The sequence below is a fragment of the Streptomyces sp. QH1-20 genome, from assembly GCF_041283565.1.
GTDB lineage: Bacteria > Actinomycetota > Actinomycetes > Streptomycetales > Streptomycetaceae > Streptomyces > Streptomyces syringius.
Genome location: NZ_CP166299.1, coordinates 1,068,764 through 1,092,751, shown reverse-complemented (window position 1 = coordinate 1,092,751; position 23,988 = coordinate 1,068,764). Strand labels below are relative to the sequence as shown.

Below are 23,988 nucleotides of genomic sequence, written 5' to 3'. Positions count from 1 at the left end.
CGTGAATCCCTGCCTGCCCGGATCCCTCGCGGGTGCCCACACCTTCTGCCCTGGACGACTCGTACCGGGTTGATGACGAATCTCCAACTCAGGTCACCACAGGGGGAACAGCCATGCCGAGCCCGGAGGTCAGCGGCCCTCTTGCAGGACCGCGGAAAACGTAACGGGGGTAGCCGTTCAGGGATCGCTGGGGGGCGTGAACGCGGGTTCCGGTGTACCGATCCCGCGGACCAGGTACTTCGTCAGGAGACGCCCGCTCGCTCTCTCCGCCACCGGATCGCCGGGCAACGGCCATCGGAGCTGCTTGTACAGGTCGATCCGGTGCAGGTCAATGGCCGCCTCGACGACGTCGGCGAAGCTGCGGGCCCGGGCGGGAAGCAGGAAGAAACAGGTGATCGTGACCGCCGCGGCGCTCACCGGCAGGGCCCATGGGGTCCAGACGGTGAAGACGGAGAACAGCAGGCCCCAGAGGAATCCGGCGACCGCGCCGTCCAGGGCCGTCCGTGCCGCGACAAGGTCCTGCCTCACCTGGCTGGGGAGAAGCAGCCACATGTGGGGCCAGACCGCGACCGGGTCCAAGCCGTACTTGTCCACCGGGCGGCTCTCCCCGGCGCGGAGGATGTTGCCCACACGGGTGGGCATGTAGCGGTCCGGCCGGCTGGGCCAGTCCCGGCGCCGGCGGTCGAGGTGCTGGAAGCGGGCTCGCTGGTCCGGCGTGGCTCGTCCTTCTGCGATCTCGACCGCGAGCTCTTGGAGCTCGGTGAGGACGCGCTGTGCCGAGCGTCGGGTCCACCGCAGCAGCAACGGCCGGAGAAATGCGACCGGCCGGGTCGGGTAGCCCTCCATCAGCCGCAGCGTGCCCTCGACCGCCCAGCCCACCACCACGCTGCTGGTGGCGATGCCGAGGAGCAGAGCGAGGAGTGCGGCGACCTGGCCCGCGGCGGACTGACGCTGAAGCCAGGTGCCGAGGTCGGTGAGCCGGTGCCAGCCGCCATGGCCGAGCAGCCACGCGAGTAGCCCGCCCACCCAGAACACCAGGGCCGGCCCCGAGGCGCCCGCCCACCGGTCGGCCAGTTTGCCGCCGACGGACTCCCAAAATCTGCCGATCACGCGGGGCCGGATTCCGCGGGACTCAGGCGCCCGCCATGGGTGGGGCAGTCCGGGATCTCTTCGCCGACGTCGAAGCGGTACCAGATCACGTCGCCCTCGGGGCACTGGTACCGGTCGATGTCGACGATCTCGCCGTCGCCCGAGAGCCTGACCTCACGGACGCGGGGCGGGCGGTGTTCGGCGTCGGTGAGAACGGCCGACGCGAAAGCGCGCAGTGTCGCGTCGGCCGAGAAGACTGCCGCGAGTTCCTCATCGACATCGTCGCCCTGTGCGGCCCGGACCAGCAGCGCGTTCAGGAGCTGGTTCATCCGCTCTGCTTCGTCGGCTCCGAGGAGTTCCTTGAGGTATCCGCGGACTGTCCTGGCGGTGATCAGAAGTTCTTCGCTCATGCTCACCCACCCCCCCCGGACGATTCAACCACAATGCCGTTTCAGCCATGGGTGGTTGAGGGACAATGAGGGCATTGTGTGCGGGGTCATCCACCGGGGGGAAATTTGAACGATCCCAGCCGTCGTGTGCCGGTGCAGTACGAGCCCGCGGCGGTCGCTGCGGTGCTCGCCGAGATGCTGGCACTGGGGCCGCACGACGTCGGCGACTTCGTCGCCGCCCACGCCATGCTGCTCGACCGCTACGACATGGACACGGCGGTCCGTCTCGCCTGCGGGCTCGATCCCGGTGCCGTTCTGGACTCCCTGACCGCCCGGCAATGGACCAACATGGGCCTGCTGCATCTCTACCGGGGTGACGGCGAGCGGGCGATCCGCGTGCTCGACCGCGCGCGAGTCCTGGGCACCACAGAGGAGCGGACCATCGTCGACATCTATCTCGGGGCCGCGTACCAGGCCCTGGGAGACGAGGCCGCGGCGGTCTCGGCCCTGGAAAGCGCGGTCGCCGGGGACACACGGGAATCCGGCTTCGCCGCCCAGGCGCTCGCGATGCTGCTGACGCACGACGAGCCGGACCGGGCCATCGAATTGCTGTCGTACGCGGCTCGCCACGAGGGCCCCGAGGGTGGTCAGGCGGCGTTCAGCCTGGCCGTGCTCCTGGCTCGCCGGGGCGATCCTGCCGGAGCGGAACGGGCGTACCGGACGGCGATCGCGGAAGCCTTACCCGCCACCAGAGCGTGGGCCGCCAACAACCTGGGCAATCTGCTCAAGAGGGCCGGCGACCCGGAGTCCGCCGAGCCTGCTTTCCGGATCGCCATCGCCGAGGGCCTGGCTGACTCGGCGGTCAATCTGGGTCTGATGTTCGCCGAGCTGGGCCGGGTGAGTGATGCACTCGCCGCGTACCGAACGGCCGTGGCCATGCCGGACCCCGATCAACAGGCGCGGTCCCTCACCAACATCGGTGAGCTGTTCCTCACCACCGGACGCCTGGCCGAGGCCGAGCACGCCCTCGAAGAGGCCCTCGCCACGGGCCATCCCGAGCATTCCTGGCGCGCACGGTTCGATCTCGGCTCGACCCTGGCCAACCTCGGACGGCGCCCGCAGGCGCGGCGTCACTGGGAGATCTGCCTGGCCGCTCCCGTGCCCCGGGTGGCGGAGATGGCCCGCGTCTGTCTGGCCGACCTCGACCGTGGTCTGGTGCCGACACAGTCCGGCGACGAGACGCATCCGGCAGGGCCCGAACCTGGACAGCTCGCCGAGTCACTCGCGCATCAACTGTGCGACACGGACACGTGGACCGATACGCGGGCCTTGTTGCTGGCCCATTCGGAGAACATGCGGGCCGTGGCGGAGGCACTGGCCCGGAACGCGGCGAAGGCCGAGGCGCTGGGGCACGACATCGACGCGTCTTCATGGCGCCAGCATCAGCGGCTCGTGGAAAAGTGCCTGGAGATCGGCATCGACGGGGCTTTCGCCGAGAAGTCCGGTGTCGCGGGCATGGCCGACGACGAGCTGGCCGTACAGTGCCTGGCTCTTGTGGACGCCATCGAAAGCCACCGTGCCACCGGTACGCGCGCCGAGAGCGCCGCACAGGCAGCGGCCACGCTTCTGGATGCCCCCCAATGGCCCGGCTCCTCCGAGGAGTTCAGGGCACGGGCCCTGGTGCTGGCCGCCGAGGCGACGAATCTCGGCGGACATGATCTCCCGTACGAACTGCGTCGGCGGATCATCGACGAGATGCGTGAGCTGTGGCAGCGCTGCCGGCCTCGGTTCATGGGTCTGCTGCCCCACAACCTCGCCGCCGCGCTGCTGACACACCGCACGGGCCGTGTCCCCCTGGAGGATGCCGACGAGGCGGTGAAGCTGCTGGACGCCCTCGAGTTCGCGGAGGACGCGGCCCCCGACGGACAAGCCCTGATCCACAGCCAGCTGGCGCAGGCACTCGCGTACCGGGCCCACGTGAGTGCCGAGACGAGAGCCGAGGACATCGGTCGGGCCCTCACCCTCGGTGAGGCCGCGGTCCGGCACCTCGCCGCGGCGCGTCAACTGGGCGGCGACGAGCGCTCCCAGGTCCGCGCCCGGGCGAGGGATGTGCTCGCATTCCACTACGAGACGACCCGCGACCGGAACTCCCTCAACAAGGCCATCGCACTGGGCCACGAAGTGGCCGAAGAGTGCGGCCCGGGAGGCCGGCTGGCGGCCGTCCACCACCTCGCCGGACTGCTCCTGGACCGGCGCAACGTCGGAGACACGGCCGCTGCCGTCACCTTGCTCAGCGAGGCGGCCGATCTCGCCCCCAGCGGCAGCGAGCTCCATGAACATGTCGTCTATCTGCTGTGCGAGACGCTGTTGGAGGACGGCTACGCCGCGGGAGTGGACTCCCTCCCAGCACGCCGCGTACATACACTCATCAACCGCAGGCTCACGGAGATCGACGTCGCCACGTGCAGGAGTCGCTGCCGCACAGCGATCCTGCTCGTCCGCCTCTTCGAGCACACCGGGGACGTCACCCTCGTGCAAAAGGCCGTACAGATCCTCGAGGAGACACGCGCAGCCGGGACCGACGGGACGGACCCGGCCCTGGCGGCTCAGGTCCACGGGATCTGCCTCGGCGTGCTCTACGAGGCGACCGGTGACGTGGACGCACTGCACCGATCAGCAGCGATCCTCAAGGAGCTGGCGGCCGGGAACCCTCCGGAACCGCAAACCGTCGAGCAGTACGGCACTGCGCTCTACACGCTGGGGATCGCGACGGGAGAACTCTTCTACTTCGACCAGGCGGTCGAAGTCCTCAGGGCCGGCTACGGGGAGCAGGCCGATCCTGAACTCGTCAGGCAGCTCGCCATCGCCCTGGAGAACCGGGGGCACCAGCTCCACGACGTCGGCGATCTCCAGGAAGCTGTTTCCCTCTATCGCGAGCTGCAGGAGGCGACCGACCCGCAGTCGGCCCTGCGGTGGCGCCGCGCGGCCGATCTGGCAACCGCACAGCTCAGGCTCGACGACCTGGCCCCCGACCCGGCCATGCTCGACAAGGTGATCACCTCACTGCGCGACGCTCTGCACGGCCGTCCTACGACGCAGGTAGGAACACGTCCCCTGCACAACCTGGCGTCCGTCCTTATGCACCGGTACGAGCAGACGCACGCCCCAGAGGCCCTTGACGAAGCCATCACCCTGATCGAACGGTGCGTTTCGCACGAGACCACAGCGTCGGCGCTGCTGCCCTCGTATCTGGCCGTCCTCGGTGAGGCACTGATCCTCAGGTACTCCCGGGACGGCTCGCAGGAGGACGCCGCGCGTGCGACAGCCACCATGCGATCAGCCTGCAGAACAGCGGTCGAACAAGGCTTCCGCCTCCGCCGAGGGGACCGGGTCTGGGCCGAGTGGGCAGGGGACCGCGGGGCCTGGGCCGAAGCGGTCGAGGCCGCCGAACTCGGACTGGCCCACCACGAGACCTCCGTGCGAAACCAGTTGGTGCGCGACCACAAGGAAGCCGCCGCCGCTGAGCTGGGCTGGCTCAGCTGCCTCGGCGCGTACGCGTGCGCACAGCTCGGCGACACGGCGACGGCCGCCGTCATCGTCGAGCGCGGACTGGCCGCGATGCTGTCCGAGGCGATGGAACGCGAACCGGCCGACTTGAGCCGGCTCGCCGACGCCGGACGCGGTGATCTCGTCCGCCGCTACCACGACCACACGCACGCCATCGCGGAGCTGGAGGCGCTCCTCGACCCTGCGAACGAGGGCAGCGTACGCCGGCCCGGCGCCCCGGCCGCAGCCGGCCAATGGGCAGAACCCCTCAAAAGGCGGCGCGAGGCGCTGAAGAGCCTCATCGACGAGATCCGCGAAGTCGACGGATTCGGCGACTTCCTCCAACCGCCGGGACTGCAGGACATCGACGCCGCAGCCGAGGCGCAGCCCCTCGTGTACCTGCTCGCCACGCCCTGGGGCGGGCTGGCCCTCACGATCGAGCACGGCAAAGACCGCCCCGGCCAAGTCCAACTGCCCTTGAACGAAGACATCACCAATCTTTTCGCGGCGCACCTGCTCAGCGCGAAGGGGCCGACCGTCATGCCCGTCATCGGCGCAACCACCGCCGCACTCTGGACGGCTGTCATGAAGCCGGTGCTCCTGGCGATGGCCGGCCACCGGGCCATCACGCTCATCCCTGCGGGGACGCTGTCGTTCCTGCCTTTCCACGCGGCGCGGGCATCCGCGAAGGTGCAGCCCACGCCGGGAGACACCTACGCTCTGGACCTGATCCGCGTCACCTACGCGCCCAACGCCAGGGCATTGTCCCAAGCCACGCGTCGCGCTCACAGCCGGCGGGGCCCGGCCACGAGGCTTCGCACACGACTCCTCGCGGTAGACGATCCGGAGCCGGACACGGCGCCGCTGCGCACGGACGCCGAGATGACCGCCGCGCTCCGGCGCTTCCCCGACCACATCCGTCTCCAGGGCGGCGAGGCCACCGTGGCCCGCACCCTGGAGCACCTGCCTGCCTGCGACGTGCTCCACTTCGCCTGCCACGGGGCCGTGTCGCTCTTCCGCCCTCTGGAGAGCTCACTGCGTCTGTCCGGTGGGGAACACCTCAGGCTCGGCACACTCATGGACACCCGGATCGACGCCAGGCTCTCCGTGCTGTCGGCCTGTTCCACCACCGTCTCCGGGATCCATACGTCCTATGAGTCGGTCAATCTGTCGTCGGCGTTCCTGGTCATCGGCGCCGCTGGGGTCGTCGCATCGCAGTGGCAGGTGCCGGACGATGCGACCAACCTGCTCATGGCGGCCTTCTACGACTACTGGGAGGAGGACGGGGAGCCGTCGGAAGCACTGCACCGGGCGCAGCTGTGGCTCAGGGACGCCACGAACCAGGAGCTTCAGCAACGTTTCCCGGACACGGTGGGCTCCGGTCCTTCCGGGACCGCCCCCCGGTTGCTGTGGGTGGGGACGAGGCCCTACGCGCACCCGTACTTCTGGGCCGGCTTCACCTACACGGGACGCTGAGCGAGGCCAGTTCCCCTCCGCCCGCCCGTCGCCTATGCCTCGCTTGTGACAACCAGGCTGCTTCGATCGTTTCCATTCACCGGTTCAGCCGGTCCCGCTTGTGACAACTCCTGAGCTTCGGCTCACCGGCTGAGCCGAAGCACGGTGGTTGTCACATAGGCAGGCTTGTTGTCACCGGTGTAGTGAAGTAAGCGCGAGTTTCCGGGGGAGTACTGACAGCCGGCCCGCCTGGAACACACCGCCAAGCTGCCCGGGCGGCCGCCTGGTTCAGCCCTGGATGGTGGCGAGCCAGCCGGTCAGCAGGCTGTTGACCTCGTCGGGGCGTTCCTGCTGGATCCAGTGGCCGCAGCCGTCCAGGAGGTGGGAGGCGGACAGGGCGGGGAGGGTGGTGGGGTAGGCGTCGATGGCGTCGGACATCCAGGTGGTGGAGGCGTCCAGTGCGCCGCCGATGAACAAGGCGGGCTGTGTGATCGGGGCGCCGCGGTGGGGAGCGAGGTCTTCCCAGTCGCGGTCCATGTTGCGGTAGCGGTTGAGGGCGCCGGTCAGGCCGGTGCGTTCGAACTCCCCGGCGTAGACGTCGAGGTCGTCCTCGGTCAGCCAGGCCGGGAGCGGGCCGGCGGGGAAACGGTCGCGCAGCTGACGGCCCGGGGTGACGAAGTGCGGGTCGGGCTCGCTCTCGGCCGGCATGGTGTCGGCGGACAGTGCCGCGTAGAAGCCCGCGAGCCAGCCCCGTACTTCGGGCTCGATCTCCGCCTCGGCGCGGCCGGGCTCCTGGAAGTAGGAGACGTAGAACTCCTGCTCGGGGCCGCCGATCCGGCCGAAGACGTCGGTGGGGCGGGGGCCGCCGGGCGGCGCGTACGGGACGCTCAGCAAGCCGACCGCGCGGAAGACCTCCGGGTGGAGGAGGGCGGAGGCGGCGGCGATGTTGGAGCCCCAGTCGTGGCCGACGACCACCGCGCTTTCCTCACCGAGGGCGCGTACGACGGCGACGTTGTCCTCCACCAGGTCGAGCATTCGGTAGGCGTCGGTCGCGGCGGGCTTGGAGGAGCGGCCGTAGCCGCGTACGTCGATCGCCACTGCCCGGTACCCGGCCGCGGCGAGGGCCGGGAGTTGGCGGCGCCAGGAGTACCAGGACTCGGGGAAGCCGTGCACGAGCAGGATCAGCGGGCCGGTGCCCTGCTCGGCCAAGTGCAGGCGCCCGGCAGGGGCCTCGACGGTGCGGTGGCGGAGTGCAGCGGTCGGCTCGGGTGGCATGGGTGGCATCGGGCTTCTCCTCGGTTCGCGGGCGGCCGACGGGTACCGATCGATCATGCGGCGCAACGCTCACTCGGCGCGAACATCGTTGCCATTCTGGCAAGTTTGCGGGACAGGGAGGTGAAGCGGCACGGCGGGAAGGAACAGGGACGGCGGCAGGGGGACGACGTGGCCCGGACACTGGCGGCGAGGGGGCTCCGGCTGCGGGTCCTGCGCGAGCGCCGCGGCGTCACACCCGCCCGATGTCAGCGGCGCGACCGGTATCTCGCCCGGTACGCCGTCGCGGATCGAGACCGGCCGGTGCAAGCCCACCCTGGAGGTGGTGAGGGGTGCTGCAGCTGGCGAACCACACCCGCCCCTGCGGCCGAGCCCGCTGCCCGACGCCGACCGCGACCCAGTGCTCAAGGCCGACGCACTGCTGGGCAGCCCGCACATACGCCCCGCACTTTCGTGGTCGCCACCCCGGACTCGCCGTCATGCGCGGCGCTGCCTGGATGCCGCATTCAGGCAGGGTCGGCGTTATTACGTTGCGTGTGCGTCTGGGTGCCCGGGGTTGACTTCGGGCGGGGCCATGGCATTCCGTGCAGTCGTTCGATGTCCGAGTTGAGGCGCTCCAGGTAGTCGGCGAGGGCTGCGACGTCCTCGTCCGCCCAGTCGGCCATGATGCGGTCCAGGCTGCTCACGTTGCTCGTGCGTTCCTCGTTGAGGCGCAGTTCGCCCTCGGGGGTGATCCGGAACTTGCGAGCCATGCCGCCGTCGGGGTCGGGGATGCGCTCGACCAGGCCGGCGCGCATGGCGGCCGCCGTCTGCCGGTTGAGGGTGGAGACGCCCAGGCCGAAGGCTTCCCCGAGCTGGCCGATGGACATCGGCCCCTGCACGTGGAGGCGGCTGAGGAGGATGTAGGCGCTGCGGTCCAGGACGCCCCCTTCCCGGCGGCCGTTGTTCCTGTGCAGGTGCATGCGTCGCAGCAGCATCTGCTCGAACTCCACCCGTCCTGTGGCCCTGTCCGTGCTGTTCACGTGCCTCTCCTTAGGTGGGGGCCACCCTGCGCCCGCTTGGGTCATTGTACGCGCTATGCACACTGTGAGCATGATGCTCACTATGTGCATGATGCACAATGCGTGTACGGTGCACATCGCGCCTGTTCCGGTGCGTACTCGCAGACCTCTCACAGAGGAGTTCCCTCATGGACGGCCCTCAGCCGACCTCGCGCCCAGGCGGGGTCGTCGCTACTCTCGCCCTGGCCGGCACCGTCGCGGCGGTGATGCAGACCCTGGTGACCCCGCTGATCGCGGAGCTGCCGGACCTGCTGAACACCACACCCTCGAACGCGGCATGGGTGGTTACCGTCACCCTCCTCGCCGCAGGAGTGTGCATCCCCGTCTCCGGCCGTCTCGGCGATCTGCTGGGCAAAAAGCGCATGCTCCTGGTCTGCGCCGTTCCCCTAGTGCTCGGCTCGGTGGTGTGCGCCCTCGCCTCCTCCGTCGTACCGATGATCGTCGGCCGGGCCATGCAGGGCATGGGCATGGGCATGGTGCCGCTCGGCATCGCACTGCTGCGCGACGTCCTTCCCGCGGACAGACTCAGCGGTTCCATAGCCCTGGTCAGCGCCTCCCTGGGCATCGGCGGCGCCATCGGTGTACCCGTCGCCGCCGCCGTGGCCCAGTACGCCGACTGGCGCGTGCTGTTCTGGGGCTCGGCGGCCCTGGCCGTCACGGTCGGCGCGCTCATCTGGTTCCTCGTGCCGGAGGTGCCGCCCGGGGCGAAGGGACAGCGTTTCGACACCCCCGGCGCGATCGGCCTCGCCATCGGCCTGGTCTCCCTGCTGCTCGCAATCTCCAAAGGAGCCGACTGGGGCTGGGGCTCGGGCCCCACGCTGGGCCTGCTGGCCCTGGCGGCCGCGGCGCTGCTCGTGTGGGGCTACTGGGAGCTGCGCACCCGTGACCCGCTCATCGACCTGCGCACCACAGCCCGTCCGCGCGTGCTCCTGACCAACATCTCCTCCCTCCTGGTCGGCGTCGGCATGTACTCGTTCATGTTGATCGCCCCGCAGCTGCTGCAGTTCCCCAAGGCCACCGGTTACGGGCTGGGGGAGTCGATGTTGGCCGCCGGCCTGTGGATGGCGCCCGGTGGCGTGATGATGATGGTCGTCTCCCCGCTCGGCGGAAAGCTGATCAACTCGCGCGGCCCCAAGTTCGCCCTGATCTGCGGGGCACTGGTGGTCTCGGTCGGCTACGGCCTCGCGCTTTTGCTCATGGGCTCGGCCTGGGGCCTGATGGTCGTTGGCATCGTCATCAACAGCGGTGTCGCCCTCGCCTACGGGGCGATGCCCGCTCTGGTCATGAGCACGGTCCCGCTCTCGGAAACCGCGGCGGCCAACGGCTTCAACTCCCTGATGCGCTCACTGGGCACCACCATCGGGTCCGCCGTGGTCGGCGTCGTCCTGGCACAGATGACCATCAGCCTGAACGGCGCCACCCTGACCTCCGAGGGCGGGTTCCGCACCGGGTTGCTCATCGGCTGCGGCGTGTCGCTCGTATCCGCCGCCGTCGCGGCGGCCATCCCCGGCCTGCGCACTGCCGGGACGGGACGGCCGGAAATCAAGCCCGCACCGGCTGCCCGTACCTGAGCCCCGGACTGCTCGTTGCGCAGGTCCACCGCGACCAGCGTGGCGCGCGGCCCGCCACCCGACGGTGCCCGACCTGCCCAGATCAGTGCCCTCAAGCTCTCCCCGGCCCGCCCCTTGTCCTCGGACACAGTGCCAGCGTAAGCCGCCTCCCGCTCTCGGGCCGGGGACCGGAAACACCCGCTGAGGGCATCGACGCCCCGTACGGCGGGGCTGATCGAGAGGACAGAGCCTCTCAGCCCTTCTTTGCGCTCAGATCTCGCTGTGTGCGTCCCGCTCCAGGCAGCGGGGCAGCAGCTCAGCGCGGGTGAGTACGGCGGCGCCATTGATTCGTCAGGACGGGCCCGTCGACCCCTCCTTGCTCTTTGTCAGGTTTCCTTGACATGCATCAGGTGTCAGGGCAGCCTGACGAGCATGGGAGCTGAGGACACACCGGCCTCGCTGGCCGGACAGGTCACCGACAAGGACCCCGCGGTGGGACTGCAGGCCGTCGTCGCTTTGCGCCGTCTCCTGGAGGAACTCGAACGGGTCCACGTCGACAACGCCCGCGACCAGGACTGGTCATGGCAGAGCATCGCCACGTCGCTCAACGTCAGCCGGCAGTCAGTGCACGAGAAGCATGCGAGCAGACGCAAAGCCGAAGGCAAGGAGAAATAGAGTGTTCGAATTTTTCACCGACCGCGCGAGGCACGCCGTGGTGCTGTCCCAGGACGAGGCGATCGCCCTCGGCCATGACTTCATCGGTACGGAACACCTGCTGCTCGGCCTGCTCGGCACCGACCGGAGCACGGCCGGGGACGTGTTACGCGAGCAGGGTATCGAGCCCGCGCGAGCCAGGGAGGAGACCGTGCGCCTCCTGAAGGCGGCCGGAATCGTCGCCACCGGCGGACAACCCGCGAAGGACGCTCTGTCGTCCATCGGCATCGACGTCGAGGAGATCCAGCGCCAGGCCAATGCCAACTTCGGCCCCGGCGCCTTCCAGTACCCGAGGCCCGCCTACACCCCGGATGCCAAGAAGGCACTCGAACACACCCTGAGCGAAGCGCGCGCACTGGGCCAGGAGAAGTTCGGTACTGAGCACATCCTGCTCGGCATGCTGGCCGCGGGAGAAGGCCGCGGCCTCGAGGTGCTGGCGGCCCTGAGGGTGGACCCCGACGGCCTGCGCGAGGCGGTGCTGAGCCGGGTGGCCAGGGACGCCTCATAGCTTGCGGGTAGGCGGGGCGGCACCCGGGTGGGTTGCGCCCTGCCACTCTCCGCGACTCCACCGGAAGACAGGGCCGGGCCGCCTCGCCCCAGCCGGTCGTGCCAGTGGTAGCGGCCCTGGGGCGTTTCCCGCGGCCCATACGGCGCCCCCTCGCGTGGGGGAATCGGATCATGCGCTGGCCTGATCCCCGCCGAGGCACATCCGCATGACCTCCACGTCAGCCCCCTCGAAAGCAGGGGCACCACGACCTGACGCAGGCGGTCACGTGGTATCTGATCCGCTGACGCCCCAGCCGCCACGGCTCGGCAAGATCGCGTCACAAGGTTTCAGGGGAGTCTCGCAGGCCGGGGCGGGCTGCAGGGATGCGACGCTCGGAGGCAAGGGTTCTGCGGATCCCGGCAAGCGTCCGGATACTGGTGGCCAGTTGGTTCGGCCGGGCCTGGGCCCAGCCGAGGACGAGGCCGGGAAAGCCTGAGTGGTGGTGACGGTAGGCGGTGAGGGCTGCGACACGGATGCCTGCCGTGGCCAGATGGTCCACCAGAATGCTGTCCTGCTCGTTCTCGGGCAGACGGATCACTACGTGCAAACCGGCCTCGATCCCGATGGGTGTGCAGTCGGGCAGGTGTGTGGAGACGCTCTCCAGCAGGTTCTCGCGTAGGCGTCGGTATCGCAGCCGGGTGGACCGAAGGTGACGGTCGTAGCCTCCTGTACCCAGGAACTCTCTGACTGCGGCCTGGGTGATGACGTTGTCGCCCCGGTCGCCGAGGTGCTTTCTGTTCCTCACGGACGCGCACAGCCATGCCGGTGCGGCAAGCCATCCGATACGGAGCCCAGGGGCCAGCGTTTTGCTGAGTGTGCCGAGGTAAGCAACGACAGTGGGGGCCAGCGTGCGTAGCGCACCGAGTGCAGCGCGGTCGTAACGGTACTCAGCGTCGTAATCGTCCTCGATCACCAGGCAGTCGCCTTTGATCGCCCAATCGATCAGGGCGCGACGTCGTTGGGGCGAGAGTTGCACACCAAGTGGGTACTGGTGGGCGGGCGTGACAAGGACGGCTCGGCAGCCGCTGCGGTCAAGTCGGGAAACGTCCAGTCCCTCTTCGTCCACAGCGATCGGGACCGGCTCCAGTCCATGGGTGGTGAACATCCGCAGGAGATGCGGGTTACTGGGGTCCTCGACGGCGATGGTCGAGTGTCCCGCTTCCCGAAGACAGTCGGCGATCACGGCCAGGGCGTCGAACGTCCCTCCGGTAATGACGAGATCGTCCGTCGACGTGGGCATCGACCGAACTCGTCCGAGATAGCTCGCGACTTCGCGGCGCAAGGAGAGGAGGCCCGCAGGAGGCGGATAGCCGAGGTCGGCGTCCGTCAGGGCGCTCAAGCCGGCCCGGTACGCAGCCAACCACGCGTTGCGCGGAAAAGCGGACAGGGAGGGAAATCCTGGGTCGAGATCACAGTGCAGGACCTGTTCCTTGCAGGGCTGGGGAGTTTCAGCAGGGGCGGGGTACGGAGGACGGGGAACGCCTCCGCAGGTCACTCGGGTCGCTGACCCTCGCTTGCTCTCCAGGTAGCCCTCGGCCACGAGCTGCTCGTACACGGCCAGCGTGGTTCCTCGGGAGACGTTCAGCTGGCGAGCGAGATCGCGGGTCGACGGCAGCCGTGCTCCCGGGACCAACCGACCACTGGTGATGGCGGTTCTCAGTTGCGTCTCCAGGTGACGGCGCGGCCTTGTGGCATCGAGCGACGCTCCATCCGGAAGGAGAAGCTCCCGCAAAGTGGCCCATGTTTCGCGCATGAAGGTGGATCATACTGCTGCACCACTTCTGGCTCAGGATCCAGATATGAAATCCAATTCCGGGCGCACCTCGTGGGCCGTCGTGGGCATGCTCAACCTTGTGTCGTTCACGATCGGCATGGAGAGCTACGCGATCAACCTTGCGGCGCCGACTCTGATCGACAGCCTTTCCCTGGGACTGACGACGCTGATGTGGGTGATCAACGCGTACATGGTCGCCCTTGCTTCAACCTTGGTGGTGGCCGGGCGGCTGGGGGACCGGTTCGGAAGCACACGCATGCTTCTTCTCGGTCTGGGCGTATTCGTCCTCGGCTCCGCGTCATGCGCCGTGGCCACGAACGGGGCGTTTCTTATCGGCAGCCGAGCCGTTCAAGGTCTCGGGGCGGGGCTGGTGACTCCTCACATCGTTTCTCTCACGTTCACTGTCACACCAGTCCACCGCCGTGGTTTCGCTTTCGGCCTCGGCGGAATGGTGGCCGGGGTCGCGGTGGCCGCCGGCCCGGCCGTCGGCGGGCTGCTGACGACGCTGTTCGGGTGGCGGTCGATCTTCTGGGTCACCGTCCCGCTCGGTGTCGTCGCCGGCGCCCTGCTCTGGCGCTGGGCCCCCCGGCCCGGCCCTCAGAAGGCCGCTGTCGACATCACCGGGGCAGCCCTGTTGACCCTGAGCATCGCCGGATTGGCCATCTCCCTGCTGCACGCCGGCCAAGGAAACATCGTCGCTGCAGCGGCGCCGCTCACGCTGGTGGCCTTCACAGCCCTGGCGTTCCAGCAGAGAGGCAGGCGGGATGGAAATGCCCTCCTGCCGTTCGAACTGCTGGGCCATCGACTGTTCTTGGCCATGACTGTGGTCGCGGCCTCCCTGCCCGCCGCTGTGACCGCCATGTTCTTCCTGTCTTCCTACGTCCTGCAACATGCTGGATTGTCGCCGGCTGAGGTCGGCCTGGTCCTCGCGATCGCCCCCGCGGTGTCGGTGCCTTGCGCCGTCCTCGGCGGACGCTGGACCGACCGGCCGCGTGGAGCCCGGCAAGTCAGCGTGACAGGGCTGATCTGCTTCCTGTTGGGCACGATCTGGGTCATGGCGACTCTCGGCAGCGGGCCGAGCGCGCTCGTGCCGGGCCTTGTGGTGTTCGGAATCGGGATGGGAGTCGTGTTCGCCGGCCCGGTCAACCTGGGACTGGCCACGCTGCCCGAGAAGTGGCTGGGCGCGGCCTCCGGCATCTTCTCCACCGGACAGAGGATCGGGTCGGTGATCGGTGCCGCACTTGTGGGCCTGACTCTCCAGGCGACCGACGATCTGGGCCCGCTCCAGGCGGCACGCTGGGCATTCTCCGCACCACTGGCCCTACTTGTGCTGGCACTGTCCATCGTCCTCGCCACCCGGCAGACAACGACCCACCTCGATGGTTCTCCCCTCCCGGGCAGCACACCGCGGCCGAGCCGACCTGAGAGCGTGAGCTGACGCGGCCACGCGGTCCTCCCCGGCGAGGGCGAACGCCCGCACGGGTGCCCCGCAGGCGTCGTCGCCGGCAACATCATCAAGGCGAGCTTCCAGCAACGCTACTGCCCGCCGGATCTCCTCGGCCGTCTCACCGCAAGCGCAGCATTCCGGTTCAACGCCGCGGCGACCGCCTGAGCCGCCGGACGAGCCCTAGTCACCTCTTCGACGCCCGCCGACCATCTCGACAGGCTGCTATCGCGCGTCGCCGCCCAGACCCTGTCGCTACACCTGGTCGATCAGATCACGGGGTGAGCAGTCCCTTGACGCCTGGGTGCCGATCTCCCTCAAGGTCCCTACCCTCCTGGTCGTCGCCGCGGATGGCTACAGTCCCGGCATCCAGGATGTCCTCAAGTTCATCCGGGCCTCCGGTCAGGACAAGCCGCCCACCAGCGCCCGTCTGCTTCCCGGGCCAGAAGGAGACCCGAAGGAGCGGTGACGGATGAGAGATCAGTCCCTCACCCGTGAACGCGCCGACGAGGAACCCGTAGCTCTCGATGATCCGGCGATCGATGATGTCCGGCTCCACGATGACGAGTCGGCGAACCCCCGTCCATGAACCGCCGACGACACAGTCGGGGTGATTGATCCGTACCGGGCGCGGGCGATCTGGCCGCTGATCGGGTGTCACTCGATCAACCGTCGTGGTCGTCTGGAAACACCTTCCGGTTCGACTGAAAACGATCGCCGGAGGACGGTTCTCCGCCCGTACTCACCTCGACAGGGTGCTCGGGGAACTTCTCCCGCACGTGTCACCGCATCACGAGAATCGCTACGGCTTCCGCCTTCGACCGGGAGCCGGAACCGGATCTGGAGGATCCTTTGAAGGCTGTTCTGGTATCCATGCCGAGGCTGAGATTTCTGCTGGCCGCGCTGATGACCGCACTCATGACCGGCACGTTCCTGGTGGGGACCACTCCGCAGGCCGAGGCCATCGACGGGGGCGCCGAGGCGGGCCAGCTGCGGGGGGCCGCGCAAGTGTGGCTCGACAACGGCTCCGGCACGAAGAAATTCGTCTGCACGGCCAGCGTGATCGACAGTCGGTGGCTCCTCACGGCCAAGCACTGCATCACCAACGCGGGGAACCCGGCCCCCGGACGCTTCTGGATACGTGCCGGGAACTTCGCCCTCGGAAGGGGTGAGCACCGGCAGGTCGAGGGGTACCGCGTCACGACGGTCAATGACCTGGCGCTGTTCCGCCTCGCCACACCCCTCAGCGGCTCGATCAGGACCAACTCCCTCGTCAGCAGCGGGTTCCTCCCCCGGACCGGCTCGGACATCTCCCTCAGCGGGTGGGGCTACACCGACCCCCGCAGCACGACGCCCGCGCCCAAGCTCAAGGTGTGCTCCATGAATGTGGAACGGGTGGACATGGGGAATCCGAGCTGGATCTGGGCCACCAGCAACAACGGCCATAACCTGCGGGGGGACTCCGGGGGACCGGTCATGCTCGGAACCACGCAGATCGGCATCATCAGCGCCTACATCGACCTGACCGGCCAGGCGCGCATCGTTCCGCTCGCCATTCCCGAGATCCGCGACTGGATCCGCCACCACACGGGAGTCTGACCCATGGCCGAGGGCGGGCAGGGCACAACGCCGACCGGCCTGCCCTCGGCCGGCACCGGGCCGGTCAGGTGCGGCTCGGGTGGCCGGCCTTGATGTCCGGTCACCCAAGGCGAGTCGCTTTCCCCCGGTAGAACCGGCCATTCGGCGTGATCCGCGGGCCCGGGTTCGGCCCCGGCCAGCACAGTCAATGTGCTCGGGCTGCGGGGCCGTGTCCGGCCGGGTGTACAGCCGGTACGTGCGTCGCTTCGCGGACATGGCCGTCGGCGATCGGTCCGTGGCCCTCGGGCATGGAGGTCGGCAGGTTGTTGAGGGAGTGGAGGACGACGTCGACCGTGCCGTCCAGGAGAGTGGTTTCCTGGTTGGTGGAGAAGGCGCTACCGCCGCTCGTCTTGGCGACAGCGGCGAGCGTGGCGGTCTGACGGTCCTCGTCGCCGCCTTCGAAGATGAACCGCTGCTTGAACTTCACGTGGGGGAATCGCGCGTACGGACCCCAGCCACTCCCGCACCTGCGCCCTGACCAGGCGGCTCGCTCGCGATCCGGCGATCACCACGGTCACGGCATCAACCTCCCTCTCACGAAGGGCCGCTGCCGGGGCGCTACTGCCGTTGAGCGACGCGGCGTCCTGCGTCGCGATATGGGTCAACTCCGTCGGAGCCGGCTACCTCCAGGGCTGTCGGAGATTCGCCGCACTCGGCTTCCTACGACTCGGTGAGGTGGCCGTACGGATCGCCGTCACGGCCGCGGCCGTCCTCGCCGGCTGGGGCGCCGCCGGGGCGGTCAGCGCTGTCGCCGTCGGTACGGCCGTCGCCTCGGCCTTCGGACTGCTCGCCCTGCGCCCCGACCTGGCGGGCGGACCGCACGCGCCGTCCGAGGGGCCCGGCGGTTCCGGGCTGTGGCGGCGGGCGCTGTCCGTGGGCGGCATCCAGCTTCTGTGCTGTGTGCTGTTCAACCTGGACGTGGTGGTGGCCACAGCCGTACGGAGCGGATCCGGCGACCTGGCGCCCTACCAGGCACTGCTCGTGCTCGCGCGGATCCCGCTGTTCCTCTCCACCGCTCTGGCCGCCGTCGTCTTCTCCCAACTCGTGGGCGTCAGCGCGCGGGACGGCGCCGGGCAGCTCCGCCCGGTGCTCCGGATGCACTGGATCGGGAGCATCACCGTCACGGTGCTCGTGGCGAGCTGCCCCGACGCGGTGCTGGCGCTCGTCCTGCCCCCGCAGTACGGCACCTCGGCCGCGCTGCTGCCACCGCTCGCCCTCGCCGGCGCGGCGAGCGCCACGACCGTGCTGGTCAGCGTGGTCTTCCAGGTGTGGGGCCCGGCCCGGCGGGCCGTCGCGCCGCTGGCCGTGGCCTGCCTGCTCGGCGGGGGTCTGTACGCCGTCGCGGCCGTCTCACCCCTCCGCCTCGCCTGGTGCTCGGCAGCCGTCACCGGCGCCGTGGCGGCCGCGTTGCTGGTACGGGCCCGGCGCCGCGTGTCGGACCTCGGGCCCCTGGCCGGCGCCCTCGGTCCGCTGGCGGCGGGTGCCCTGGCAGCCGCCGCGCTCTTCGCCCTGCGCCCCTACCCCCTGCCCCGGGCCGGGGCGGCCGTGCTGGTCCTGTGCCTGGGCGCGATAGCCGCCCGGCCCGTACGGCGCGGCCCCGGCCCGTACCGCGTGCTCCACCTGGGCTTCGAGGATCCCCGGCGACCCGGGGCGGGCGGCGGCTCGGTCCGTACCCACGAGGTCAACCGGCGCCTGGTCGCACGAGGCGTCGAGGTCACCGTTGTCTGCGCCCCCTGGCCCGGCGCCACGGCCACGGTCCTCGACGGCGTTCACTACGTACCGCTGCCTGCCCACCCCGGCCCTCTCGCCCTCAGCCGCTTCACCTCCCAACTGGCCTACTTCGCGGCGATCGTGGTGGGCCTGGGCCGTCTGGTCCGGCGCCACGCCCCGGATGCGATCGTGGAGGACTTCGCCGCACCCTTCTCGTCCGTCTGCGTCCCCCACCTGACGCGACGGCCGGTGGTCGGCCTCGTCCAGTGGCTCGCCGCGGCGGACAAGGCACGCGAGTACCACCTTCCGTTCCACCGCGTCGAGCGCCTCGGCCTCGCCTCCCACACCACGCTCGTCGCCGTCAGCGACGACCTCGGCGCGGAGCTGACGCGACGCAACCCGGTCGCGCGGGTCGAGGTCGTCCCCAACGGTGTCGACCCGGCCGCCTTCACCCACCGCACGACGCCGCGCGGCGACCACCTGCTCTACCTGGGCCGTCTGGAGACCAGCTCCAAAGGCCTCGATCTGCTCCTGCGCGCCTACGCCCGGGTCGCCCCCACATCACCGCCGACCTGCACATCGCGGGCGACGGGCCGCACGCGGACGTCGCCCGGGTACTGGCCGAAGAGCTTGGCATCACCGCCCGCGTCCACTGGCTGGCCCGGTTGACGGGCCCGGCCCGCTTCGACCTGCTCGCCACGGCGCGGCTGGTGTGCGTCCCCAGCCGCTACGAGACGTTCGGCATGGTCGCCGCCGAAGCCCTCGCCACCGGCACCCCCGTGCTCGCCTTCGACACCCCCTGCCTGCGCTCCTTCGTCACCGGCCACGTCGGCGTCCGCGTACCCCCGGAGGACATCGACGCCTACGCCGCCGCGCTCACCGCCCTCGTCACTGACCCGGCCCGCTGCGCCGCAATGGGAGCGGCCGGCCCCGGACACGTGCGCCACCTGGACTGGGACGGCGTCGCCGAGGCCCAACTGGCCGTGTACCAGGGGGTGTCCGGTCACGGGTTCGAGGGGGCGCCTACTGTCGTGGGGCACGCGTAGCGGCGCTGAGGTCTACGGGCTGATGTCTGCGTCTTCTGGGGTGGCTGGCGTCCGCGCCCGTCAAGGTCGGTGGCACAGTGCAGGCCGCGGGTGCGGAGAACGGGTGAGGTCACGGCGCATGCCTTGACGGCCTTGCGGGTGCGGACGGAGGCGATGCGTGTCGACCACGGGTCTGGCGGTGTGCCCGGGCCACGGTCGTGCCGACGATCCGTCGAGCGGACCGCTGCAACCTGGTTCGATGTGTGTCAACATAGATGTATGTCGAATACCAAGGTGCTGCCGCTGCTGGAGTCGGATGTGGCACCGTGCTGTCCGCCGCTGACCGAGCGCGCGATGAGCGCGGAGGAAGCCGAGCGGGCCGCGGTGATGTTCAAGGCGCTCGGCGACCCGATCCGGCTGCGGCTGTTCTCCCTGGTCGCCTCGCACAAGGACGGCGAGGCGTGCGTGTGCGACATCTCGGATGTGGGGGTCTCGCAGCCGACGGTCTCCCATCACCTGAAGAAGCTCAAGGACGCGGGCCTTCTGACCTCCGAGCGCCGGGGCACGTGGGTGTACTACCGCGTCGAGCCCTCGGTGCTGGCCGCCATGGGCCGCATTCTCGTCTCCGCCTGACCTTCGGGGAGCCGTATCACCGTGTCCGCCGAGACCGGGACGGCCGCTGCCGTCATCGCGCCGCTGACGCCCGTGCACGCCGATGAGGTGTTGGCGATCTACCAGGCGGGCATCGACGAGGGCAACGCCACCTTCGAGACGGCCGCCCCGACGTGGGAGGCGTTCGATGCGGCGAAGCTCGCGGAGCACCGCTTCGTCGCCCTCGGCCCCGCCGATGGCCGGGTGCTGGGCTGGGTGGCCGCCGGCAAGGTCTCCGACCGGTGCGCGTACGCCGGGGTGGTCGAGCACTCCGTCTACGTTCACCCCGACGCCCGTGGCCGGGGCGTCGCCCGGCTCCTGCTCGAGGCCTTGACCGCCTCGGCCGAGGCTGCGGGCATCTGGACGATCCAGTCCGGGGTCTTCCCGGAGAACACCGCCAGCCTGGCCGTCCATCAGCGAGTCGGATTCCGTGTCATCGGCACCCGCGAACGCATCGGCCGCCACCACGGTGTGTGGCGAGACGTCCTGCTCATCGAACGTCGCAGCCCCAAGATCAGCTGAGCTGAGCGGCGATCGAGGCGACGCCGGTCGGAGGGGCTGGGCCCGATCCATGGCGGACACGCAGGCCCGCTAAATCGAAGCCTGTCTATATTGACGTTCATCCAATCAAGTGGCAGGCTCGACAGTGCATCGACAACCGCCGATGCAGACTGTTGGGAGACTCTCATGTCCCGTGCCCAGCTCGCCCTGCGCGTCGCCGACCTGGAAGCGTCGATCACCTTCTACTCCAAGCTGTTCGGCACCGAACCGGCCAAGCGCCGCGACGGCTACGCGAACTTCGCCATCACCCAGCCCCCGCTCAAGCTCGTCCTGATCGAAGGCGAGCCCGGAGAGGAGACCCGCCTGGACCACCTCGGGGTCGAAGTCGACTCCACCGAGCAGGTCGCCGCCGCCACCAGCAGGCTCAAGGACGCCGGCCTGGCAACATTCGAGGAGAACGACACCTCGTGCTGCTACGCCCTCCAGGACAAGGTGTGGGTCCACGGCCCTGGTAAAGAGCCGTGGGAGGTCTACGTCGTGAAGGCCGATGCCGGCACCCTCGGCAAGAGCGCCGTCAACGACGGCGACGTCTGCTGCGGAACCGGCAAGCAGGCCGACAGCCCCGAGGAGCCGGCCACGACCGCCGCCGGATGCTCTTGCGGCAGCTGATCAGCACCCCGCAACCCCCCCGGTGCGGGTCACGGGCCGGGATCAGTGCCTCCGAGTGCTGCGGCAGCCAGATTCACATCGGCACCTCGATCAGCAGCGAGACGCCGACCGCATCACCGCGGGCCTGGTCCTGGCCGGCCGGGCGGCCCGGTGATGGCCGTCATGGCGATCTACGACACCATGCGGCACATCCGAGCGACGTCGTCACCATCGGCCCGGGATGCTGCGCCTCAACTGCCACCGCCGCCACCGGCGCGGAGGCGGGTTCGACGCCGCCCGGCAGGTTCCAGGGCACCATCCCCGTTCCGGGCCTGCCGCAGGTCGGCCGCGCGGGATACATCCAGCACCACCGCTGGGCGCACAGGTTCGCTGACTACGAGGTCTACTTCCTGCAGACCGACCGCATGGGCGGGCGCTACGAGGGCGGCCGTAACAACGTCGCCGTCGTCACGCAGCGCACACCGGACGAGGTGACCGCCGTGCCCAGCCCGATCGCCGACGGGCGGGCCGCGCTCGGGGTGCGGTTCGACGACGACTGGTACTTCACCTTCCACGCCCGGCCCACCAGCAGGAACAACCCGGCCAACGAGTCGGACGTGATGCTCGCCCGCATCGCGGCCTTCGTGAACCAGGTCCCGGGCCGGTCGTGGACCGTCGGGGCCGACTTCAACAACGAGCCGGGCAACTTCGCCCTGTCGCCCGGCGCCCACGCCTACGCCACCGGCCTGCCCACCCACGAGGGCCGCCGCGAGCTGGACTACGTGGTGGCGTCCGTCGATATCCCGAACCACCCGAGACGGCGGCTCAACGGCGCCTCCGCGGACCACTGGGCCGTCGCCGTCGGCGGCATGCGCGCGGGCGGCGAGCCGCAGCCCCTGTTCACCAGCCCCCGCCACATCGAGAACATGCAGAGCGGCGGGACGCTGGAGGCTATGGGCGGGGGCGTGCTCAACGGCATGCCCGCACTCACCAACCGGCGCAACGGAGGGTTCGCCCAGCGCTGGGACCTCGAATTCAACGGGACCGAAGCCGTCCGTATCCGGCTCCCCAAGGGCAGGTGCCTCAGCAGCCTGCTGGACCGCCGGGACCACGGCAAGCCCCTCATGTTCGACTGCGGAACGAGCAGCCTCCAACGCTGGCAGCTGCTCTCGTTCGGCAACGAGCAGTACCAGATCCGCAACATCCCGCTCGGACTCTGCCTGGACGCGGACACGGCGACCAGCCCGCGTGACCTCTACGGCCTCGAGCTGAACCCCTGCAAGGCGAAGGACAGCCAGCACTGGTTCCTCGGTCCCCCCGCCGACTCAGACCCCAGGGCCAACTTCTTCGTGGGCGACGTGTCCATCACCCACCCCGGCCCCTTCGGGCTGGAAAACGTCCGCACCGGCCGGATGCTGGCGGGCGAACCCCGCGGACTCAGCGGCACCCGCGTGCGCGCCCACCCGCACCGCACCAAGCCCACACCCAACAGGGAGAAATGGGTCCCCGAATGGGTCGACGCCGAGCGGCTGCGCATGCGCGACGGGGAGACCGGCCTCTGCATCGAGACGGACCCGAACGTCCCGAACAACGGGGCCCTCGGCCTCGACCTGCGGGCCTGCAACGGCTCCCGCGCCCAGACGTGGCACGTGGAGCCGGCCGCCGAGAACACCTTCCGGCTCCGCAACGAGCAGCGCGTCCCCGGCACTGAGCCCTGCCTGGACCTGGACCAACTGTCCGCCAACACCGGCACGGACATCGTCAACGTCAACCAGTGCGAACGCGGCCGCGCCTCCCACGCTGGTTCTTCGCACCCTTCGACTCCTCCGCCGGACCCGACGAGACGGGGGAGTGAAACCCGCGGTGCGTCTCCGTCCTCGCACGTGGTGCCAGGTCAGGCCGGAGGCGCCAAGTCACGCCTCGCTGGGGGTCATTGTGAGGACCACCAGGTCGACGAGGTGACGGCGGTGTAGCCCAGCGACTCATACAGCGGCCGTCCGAGCCGTGAGGCGGTGAGGGTCACCGGAAGGTCCGCCATGGGCGCGAGCGAGCCGAGCATCACGGCCCGCCCGACGCCCCGGGAGCGGTGCGCCGACGACGTGCCGACCCAGTAGTGACTGCCGACCCCGTCGTGGACGACAGTGACACCGGTTCCGGCCACCTCGCCGTCGAGGACGGCGAGAAAGACGTCCACGCCTGGCTGCTCAGTGAGTGACGTGGGGAACATCTCGCCGGGACGGTAGGGGATGAACCTGGTCAGCTCGAAGCCTTCGATCACGATCCGCTCGGCAGTCTGCAGCTCGTGCGGCCGCTGGACCCGGACCACCTCCATCGCGGGGGCGGGGACGGGGCCAGGCGGGCGCACCATGATCGGCATCTGCCAGTTGCGCATGCCCAGGTGACTCAGGTCGGTGGAACTGAACGGATCCTCGACATCCACCGGTCCGGTCGAGCGGCCGGCCAGCTCGGTCAGCTCGGCGAGCTCGTGCGCGTCGAGGTCGGGTTCCTGCAGCAAGACGCGTGTCCCGGCGCGCTCGCCGCCGAGCACGGCGAGAAAGCTGCGTCGGCGGAGCACCTCGTGGCCGCGGGAGACTCCGGTCGCGGCCCAGAACGCGGCAGAGTTGCGGGCCTGGCGTATCGCCGCGTCGTCGAAGGCCGCGGGGCGATCCGGATGGTCCTGCCTGCTTCGATCCTCGACACGAGCGTCGGGGGCGGTCTGCCAAGAGTTGGCCACGGATGGCTCCTGTTCAGTCACTGTGCTGTGATCCAGTCGAAGCGGCAGGCGGGGCCCGAGTGGAAGGCGACTCGGGACTTCGGCATGCCGCCGACCTAACGACGTAATGTCTCTGATCGTTGGGCCGATCTCAACTGAGTTTGCTGACCATTCGCCTTGTGTGATCCCGCCCGAGCCCGCATGTCGCTGTCGTGCTCGTGCGATCCGCTCTGGGGGGAGAGGTCGCCATGGACGAGGACG

20 protein-coding genes and 2 pseudogenes are annotated in these 23,988 nt (G+C 69.6%); 13 read left to right on the top strand and 9 right to left on the bottom strand.

Annotation, left to right across the window (positions count from 1 at the left end):
- Window positions 1–177 precede the first annotated feature (177 nt).
- Entirely contained in the window at window positions 178–1,110 is a 933-nt protein-coding gene (locus AB8O64_RS04865; RefSeq protein ID WP_370418032.1) for a hypothetical protein, read from the bottom strand.
- Window positions 1,107–1,499, bottom strand: a complete 393-nt coding sequence (locus AB8O64_RS04860) for a hypothetical protein (RefSeq protein WP_370418031.1) — start codon at window positions 1,497–1,499, stop codon at window positions 1,107–1,109. The genes AB8O64_RS04865 and AB8O64_RS04860 overlap by 4 nt, the downstream gene beginning before the upstream one ends.
- Window positions 1,500–1,604: 105 nt before the next feature.
- Between AB8O64_RS04860 and AB8O64_RS04855 the strand changes: the two genes are divergently transcribed.
- On the top strand, window positions 1,605–6,500 hold the full coding sequence (locus AB8O64_RS04855) for a CHAT domain-containing protein (protein ID WP_370418030.1): 4,896 nt from the start codon (window positions 1,605–1,607) through the stop codon (window positions 6,498–6,500).
- A gap of 267 nt (window positions 6,501–6,767) precedes the next feature.
- Here the strand turns inward: AB8O64_RS04855 and AB8O64_RS04850 are convergent, their stop codons facing one another.
- Together AB8O64_RS04850 and AB8O64_RS04845 are read right to left on the bottom strand one after the other, a co-directional pair.
- Window positions 6,768–7,754, bottom strand: coding sequence for an alpha/beta fold hydrolase (locus tag AB8O64_RS04850; protein ID WP_370423793.1), 987 nt, complete (start codon window positions 7,752–7,754; stop codon window positions 6,768–6,770).
- A gap of 503 nt (window positions 7,755–8,257) precedes the next feature.
- Complete coding sequence (locus tag AB8O64_RS04845; protein ID WP_370423792.1) at window positions 8,258–8,728, bottom strand: MarR family winged helix-turn-helix transcriptional regulator; 471 nt, start codon at window positions 8,726–8,728, stop codon at window positions 8,258–8,260.
- A gap of 212 nt (window positions 8,729–8,940) precedes the next feature.
- Between AB8O64_RS04845 and AB8O64_RS04840 the strand changes: the two genes are divergently transcribed.
- From AB8O64_RS04840 to AB8O64_RS04825, 4 genes and pseudogenes are all read left to right on the top strand, one after another.
- Complete coding sequence (locus AB8O64_RS04840) at window positions 8,941–10,383, top strand: MFS transporter (RefSeq protein WP_370418029.1); 1,443 nt, start codon at window positions 8,941–8,943, stop codon at window positions 10,381–10,383.
- Between the two features lie 411 nt (window positions 10,384–10,794).
- Entirely contained in the window at window positions 10,795–11,037 is a 243-nt protein-coding gene (locus AB8O64_RS04835; protein WP_209513636.1) for a hypothetical protein, read from the top strand.
- A 1-nt stretch (window position 11,038) separates the two neighbouring features.
- Window positions 11,039–11,227: pseudogene (locus tag AB8O64_RS04830) on the top strand (Clp protease N-terminal domain-containing protein); the annotation flags it as partial.
- Window positions 11,228–11,584 carry a Clp protease N-terminal domain-containing protein gene (locus tag AB8O64_RS04825; protein WP_370423791.1) on the top strand — a complete coding sequence of 119 codons (357 nt, stop codon included), beginning with the start codon at window positions 11,228–11,230 and terminating at the stop codon, window positions 11,582–11,584.
- A gap of 316 nt (window positions 11,585–11,900) precedes the next feature.
- Here AB8O64_RS04825 and AB8O64_RS04820 read toward each other — a convergent pair whose 3' ends face one another.
- Complete coding sequence (locus AB8O64_RS04820) at window positions 11,901–12,962, bottom strand: PLP-dependent aminotransferase family protein (RefSeq protein ID WP_370423790.1); 1,062 nt, start codon at window positions 12,960–12,962, stop codon at window positions 11,901–11,903.
- A gap of 165 nt (window positions 12,963–13,127) precedes the next feature.
- A pseudogene (locus tag AB8O64_RS04815) lies at window positions 13,128–13,376 on the bottom strand (GntR family transcriptional regulator); the annotation flags it as partial.
- Window positions 13,377–13,422: 46 nt separating this feature from the next.
- On the opposite strand from AB8O64_RS04815, the gene AB8O64_RS04810 reads away from it, so the two are divergent.
- On the top strand, window positions 13,423–14,835 hold the full coding sequence (locus AB8O64_RS04810) for an MFS transporter (RefSeq protein WP_370418028.1): 1,413 nt from the start codon (window positions 13,423–13,425) through the stop codon (window positions 14,833–14,835).
- A 280-nt stretch (window positions 14,836–15,115) separates the two neighbouring features.
- On the opposite strand, the gene AB8O64_RS04805 is transcribed toward AB8O64_RS04810, so the two are convergent.
- Window positions 15,116–15,400 carry a hypothetical protein gene (locus AB8O64_RS04805; protein ID WP_370418027.1) on the bottom strand — a complete coding sequence of 95 codons (285 nt, stop codon included), beginning with the start codon at window positions 15,398–15,400 and terminating at the stop codon, window positions 15,116–15,118.
- A gap of 314 nt (window positions 15,401–15,714) precedes the next feature.
- Here AB8O64_RS04805 and AB8O64_RS04800 point away from each other — a divergent pair, with 314 nt between their 5' ends.
- A complete protein-coding gene (locus AB8O64_RS04800) occupies window positions 15,715–16,440 on the top strand; it encodes a trypsin-like serine protease (protein WP_370418026.1) in 726 nt (241 codons plus the stop codon).
- Window positions 16,441–16,624: 184 nt separating this feature from the next.
- On the opposite strand, the gene AB8O64_RS04795 is transcribed toward AB8O64_RS04800, so the two are convergent.
- Window positions 16,625–16,906, bottom strand: a complete 282-nt coding sequence (locus AB8O64_RS04795) for a hypothetical protein (protein WP_370418025.1) — start codon at window positions 16,904–16,906, stop codon at window positions 16,625–16,627.
- A gap of 140 nt (window positions 16,907–17,046) precedes the next feature.
- On the opposite strand from AB8O64_RS04795, the gene AB8O64_RS04790 reads away from it, so the two are divergent.
- The 6 genes from AB8O64_RS04790 (at window position 17,047) to AB8O64_RS04765 (ending at window position 22,987) form a co-directional block, all read left to right on the top strand.
- Window positions 17,047–18,858, top strand: a complete 1,812-nt coding sequence (locus AB8O64_RS04790; RefSeq protein WP_370418024.1) for a glycosyltransferase — start codon at window positions 17,047–17,049, stop codon at window positions 18,856–18,858.
- Window positions 18,750–19,235 (top strand): glycosyltransferase, encoded by a 486-nt coding sequence (locus tag AB8O64_RS04785; protein WP_370423789.1) that lies wholly within the window; start codon window positions 18,750–18,752, stop codon window positions 19,233–19,235. Before AB8O64_RS04790 ends, AB8O64_RS04785 begins: the two co-directional genes overlap by 109 nt.
- A gap of 258 nt (window positions 19,236–19,493) precedes the next feature.
- Window positions 19,494–19,847, top strand: coding sequence for an ArsR/SmtB family transcription factor (locus AB8O64_RS04780; RefSeq protein ID WP_370418023.1), 354 nt, complete (start codon window positions 19,494–19,496; stop codon window positions 19,845–19,847).
- A gap of 21 nt (window positions 19,848–19,868) precedes the next feature.
- Window positions 19,869–20,387, top strand: a complete 519-nt coding sequence (locus AB8O64_RS04775) for an N-acetyltransferase family protein (RefSeq protein ID WP_370418022.1) — start codon at window positions 19,869–19,871, stop codon at window positions 20,385–20,387.
- A gap of 165 nt (window positions 20,388–20,552) precedes the next feature.
- Window positions 20,553–21,035: an ArsI/CadI family heavy metal resistance metalloenzyme gene (locus AB8O64_RS04770; RefSeq protein WP_370418021.1), complete on the top strand. Its 483-nt coding sequence runs from the start codon at window positions 20,553–20,555 to the stop codon at window positions 21,033–21,035.
- Entirely contained in the window at window positions 21,017–22,987 is a 1,971-nt protein-coding gene (locus AB8O64_RS04765; RefSeq protein ID WP_370418020.1) for a ricin-type beta-trefoil lectin domain protein, read from the top strand. Before AB8O64_RS04770 ends, AB8O64_RS04765 begins: the two co-directional genes overlap by 19 nt.
- On the opposite strand, the gene AB8O64_RS04760 is transcribed toward AB8O64_RS04765, so the two are convergent.
- On the bottom strand, window positions 22,945–23,748 hold the full coding sequence (locus tag AB8O64_RS04760) for a GNAT family N-acetyltransferase (RefSeq protein WP_370418019.1): 804 nt from the start codon (window positions 23,746–23,748) through the stop codon (window positions 22,945–22,947). The two genes, AB8O64_RS04765 and AB8O64_RS04760, sit on opposite strands and share 43 nt — an antisense overlap.
- Between the last annotated feature and the right edge of the window lie 240 nt (window positions 23,749–23,988).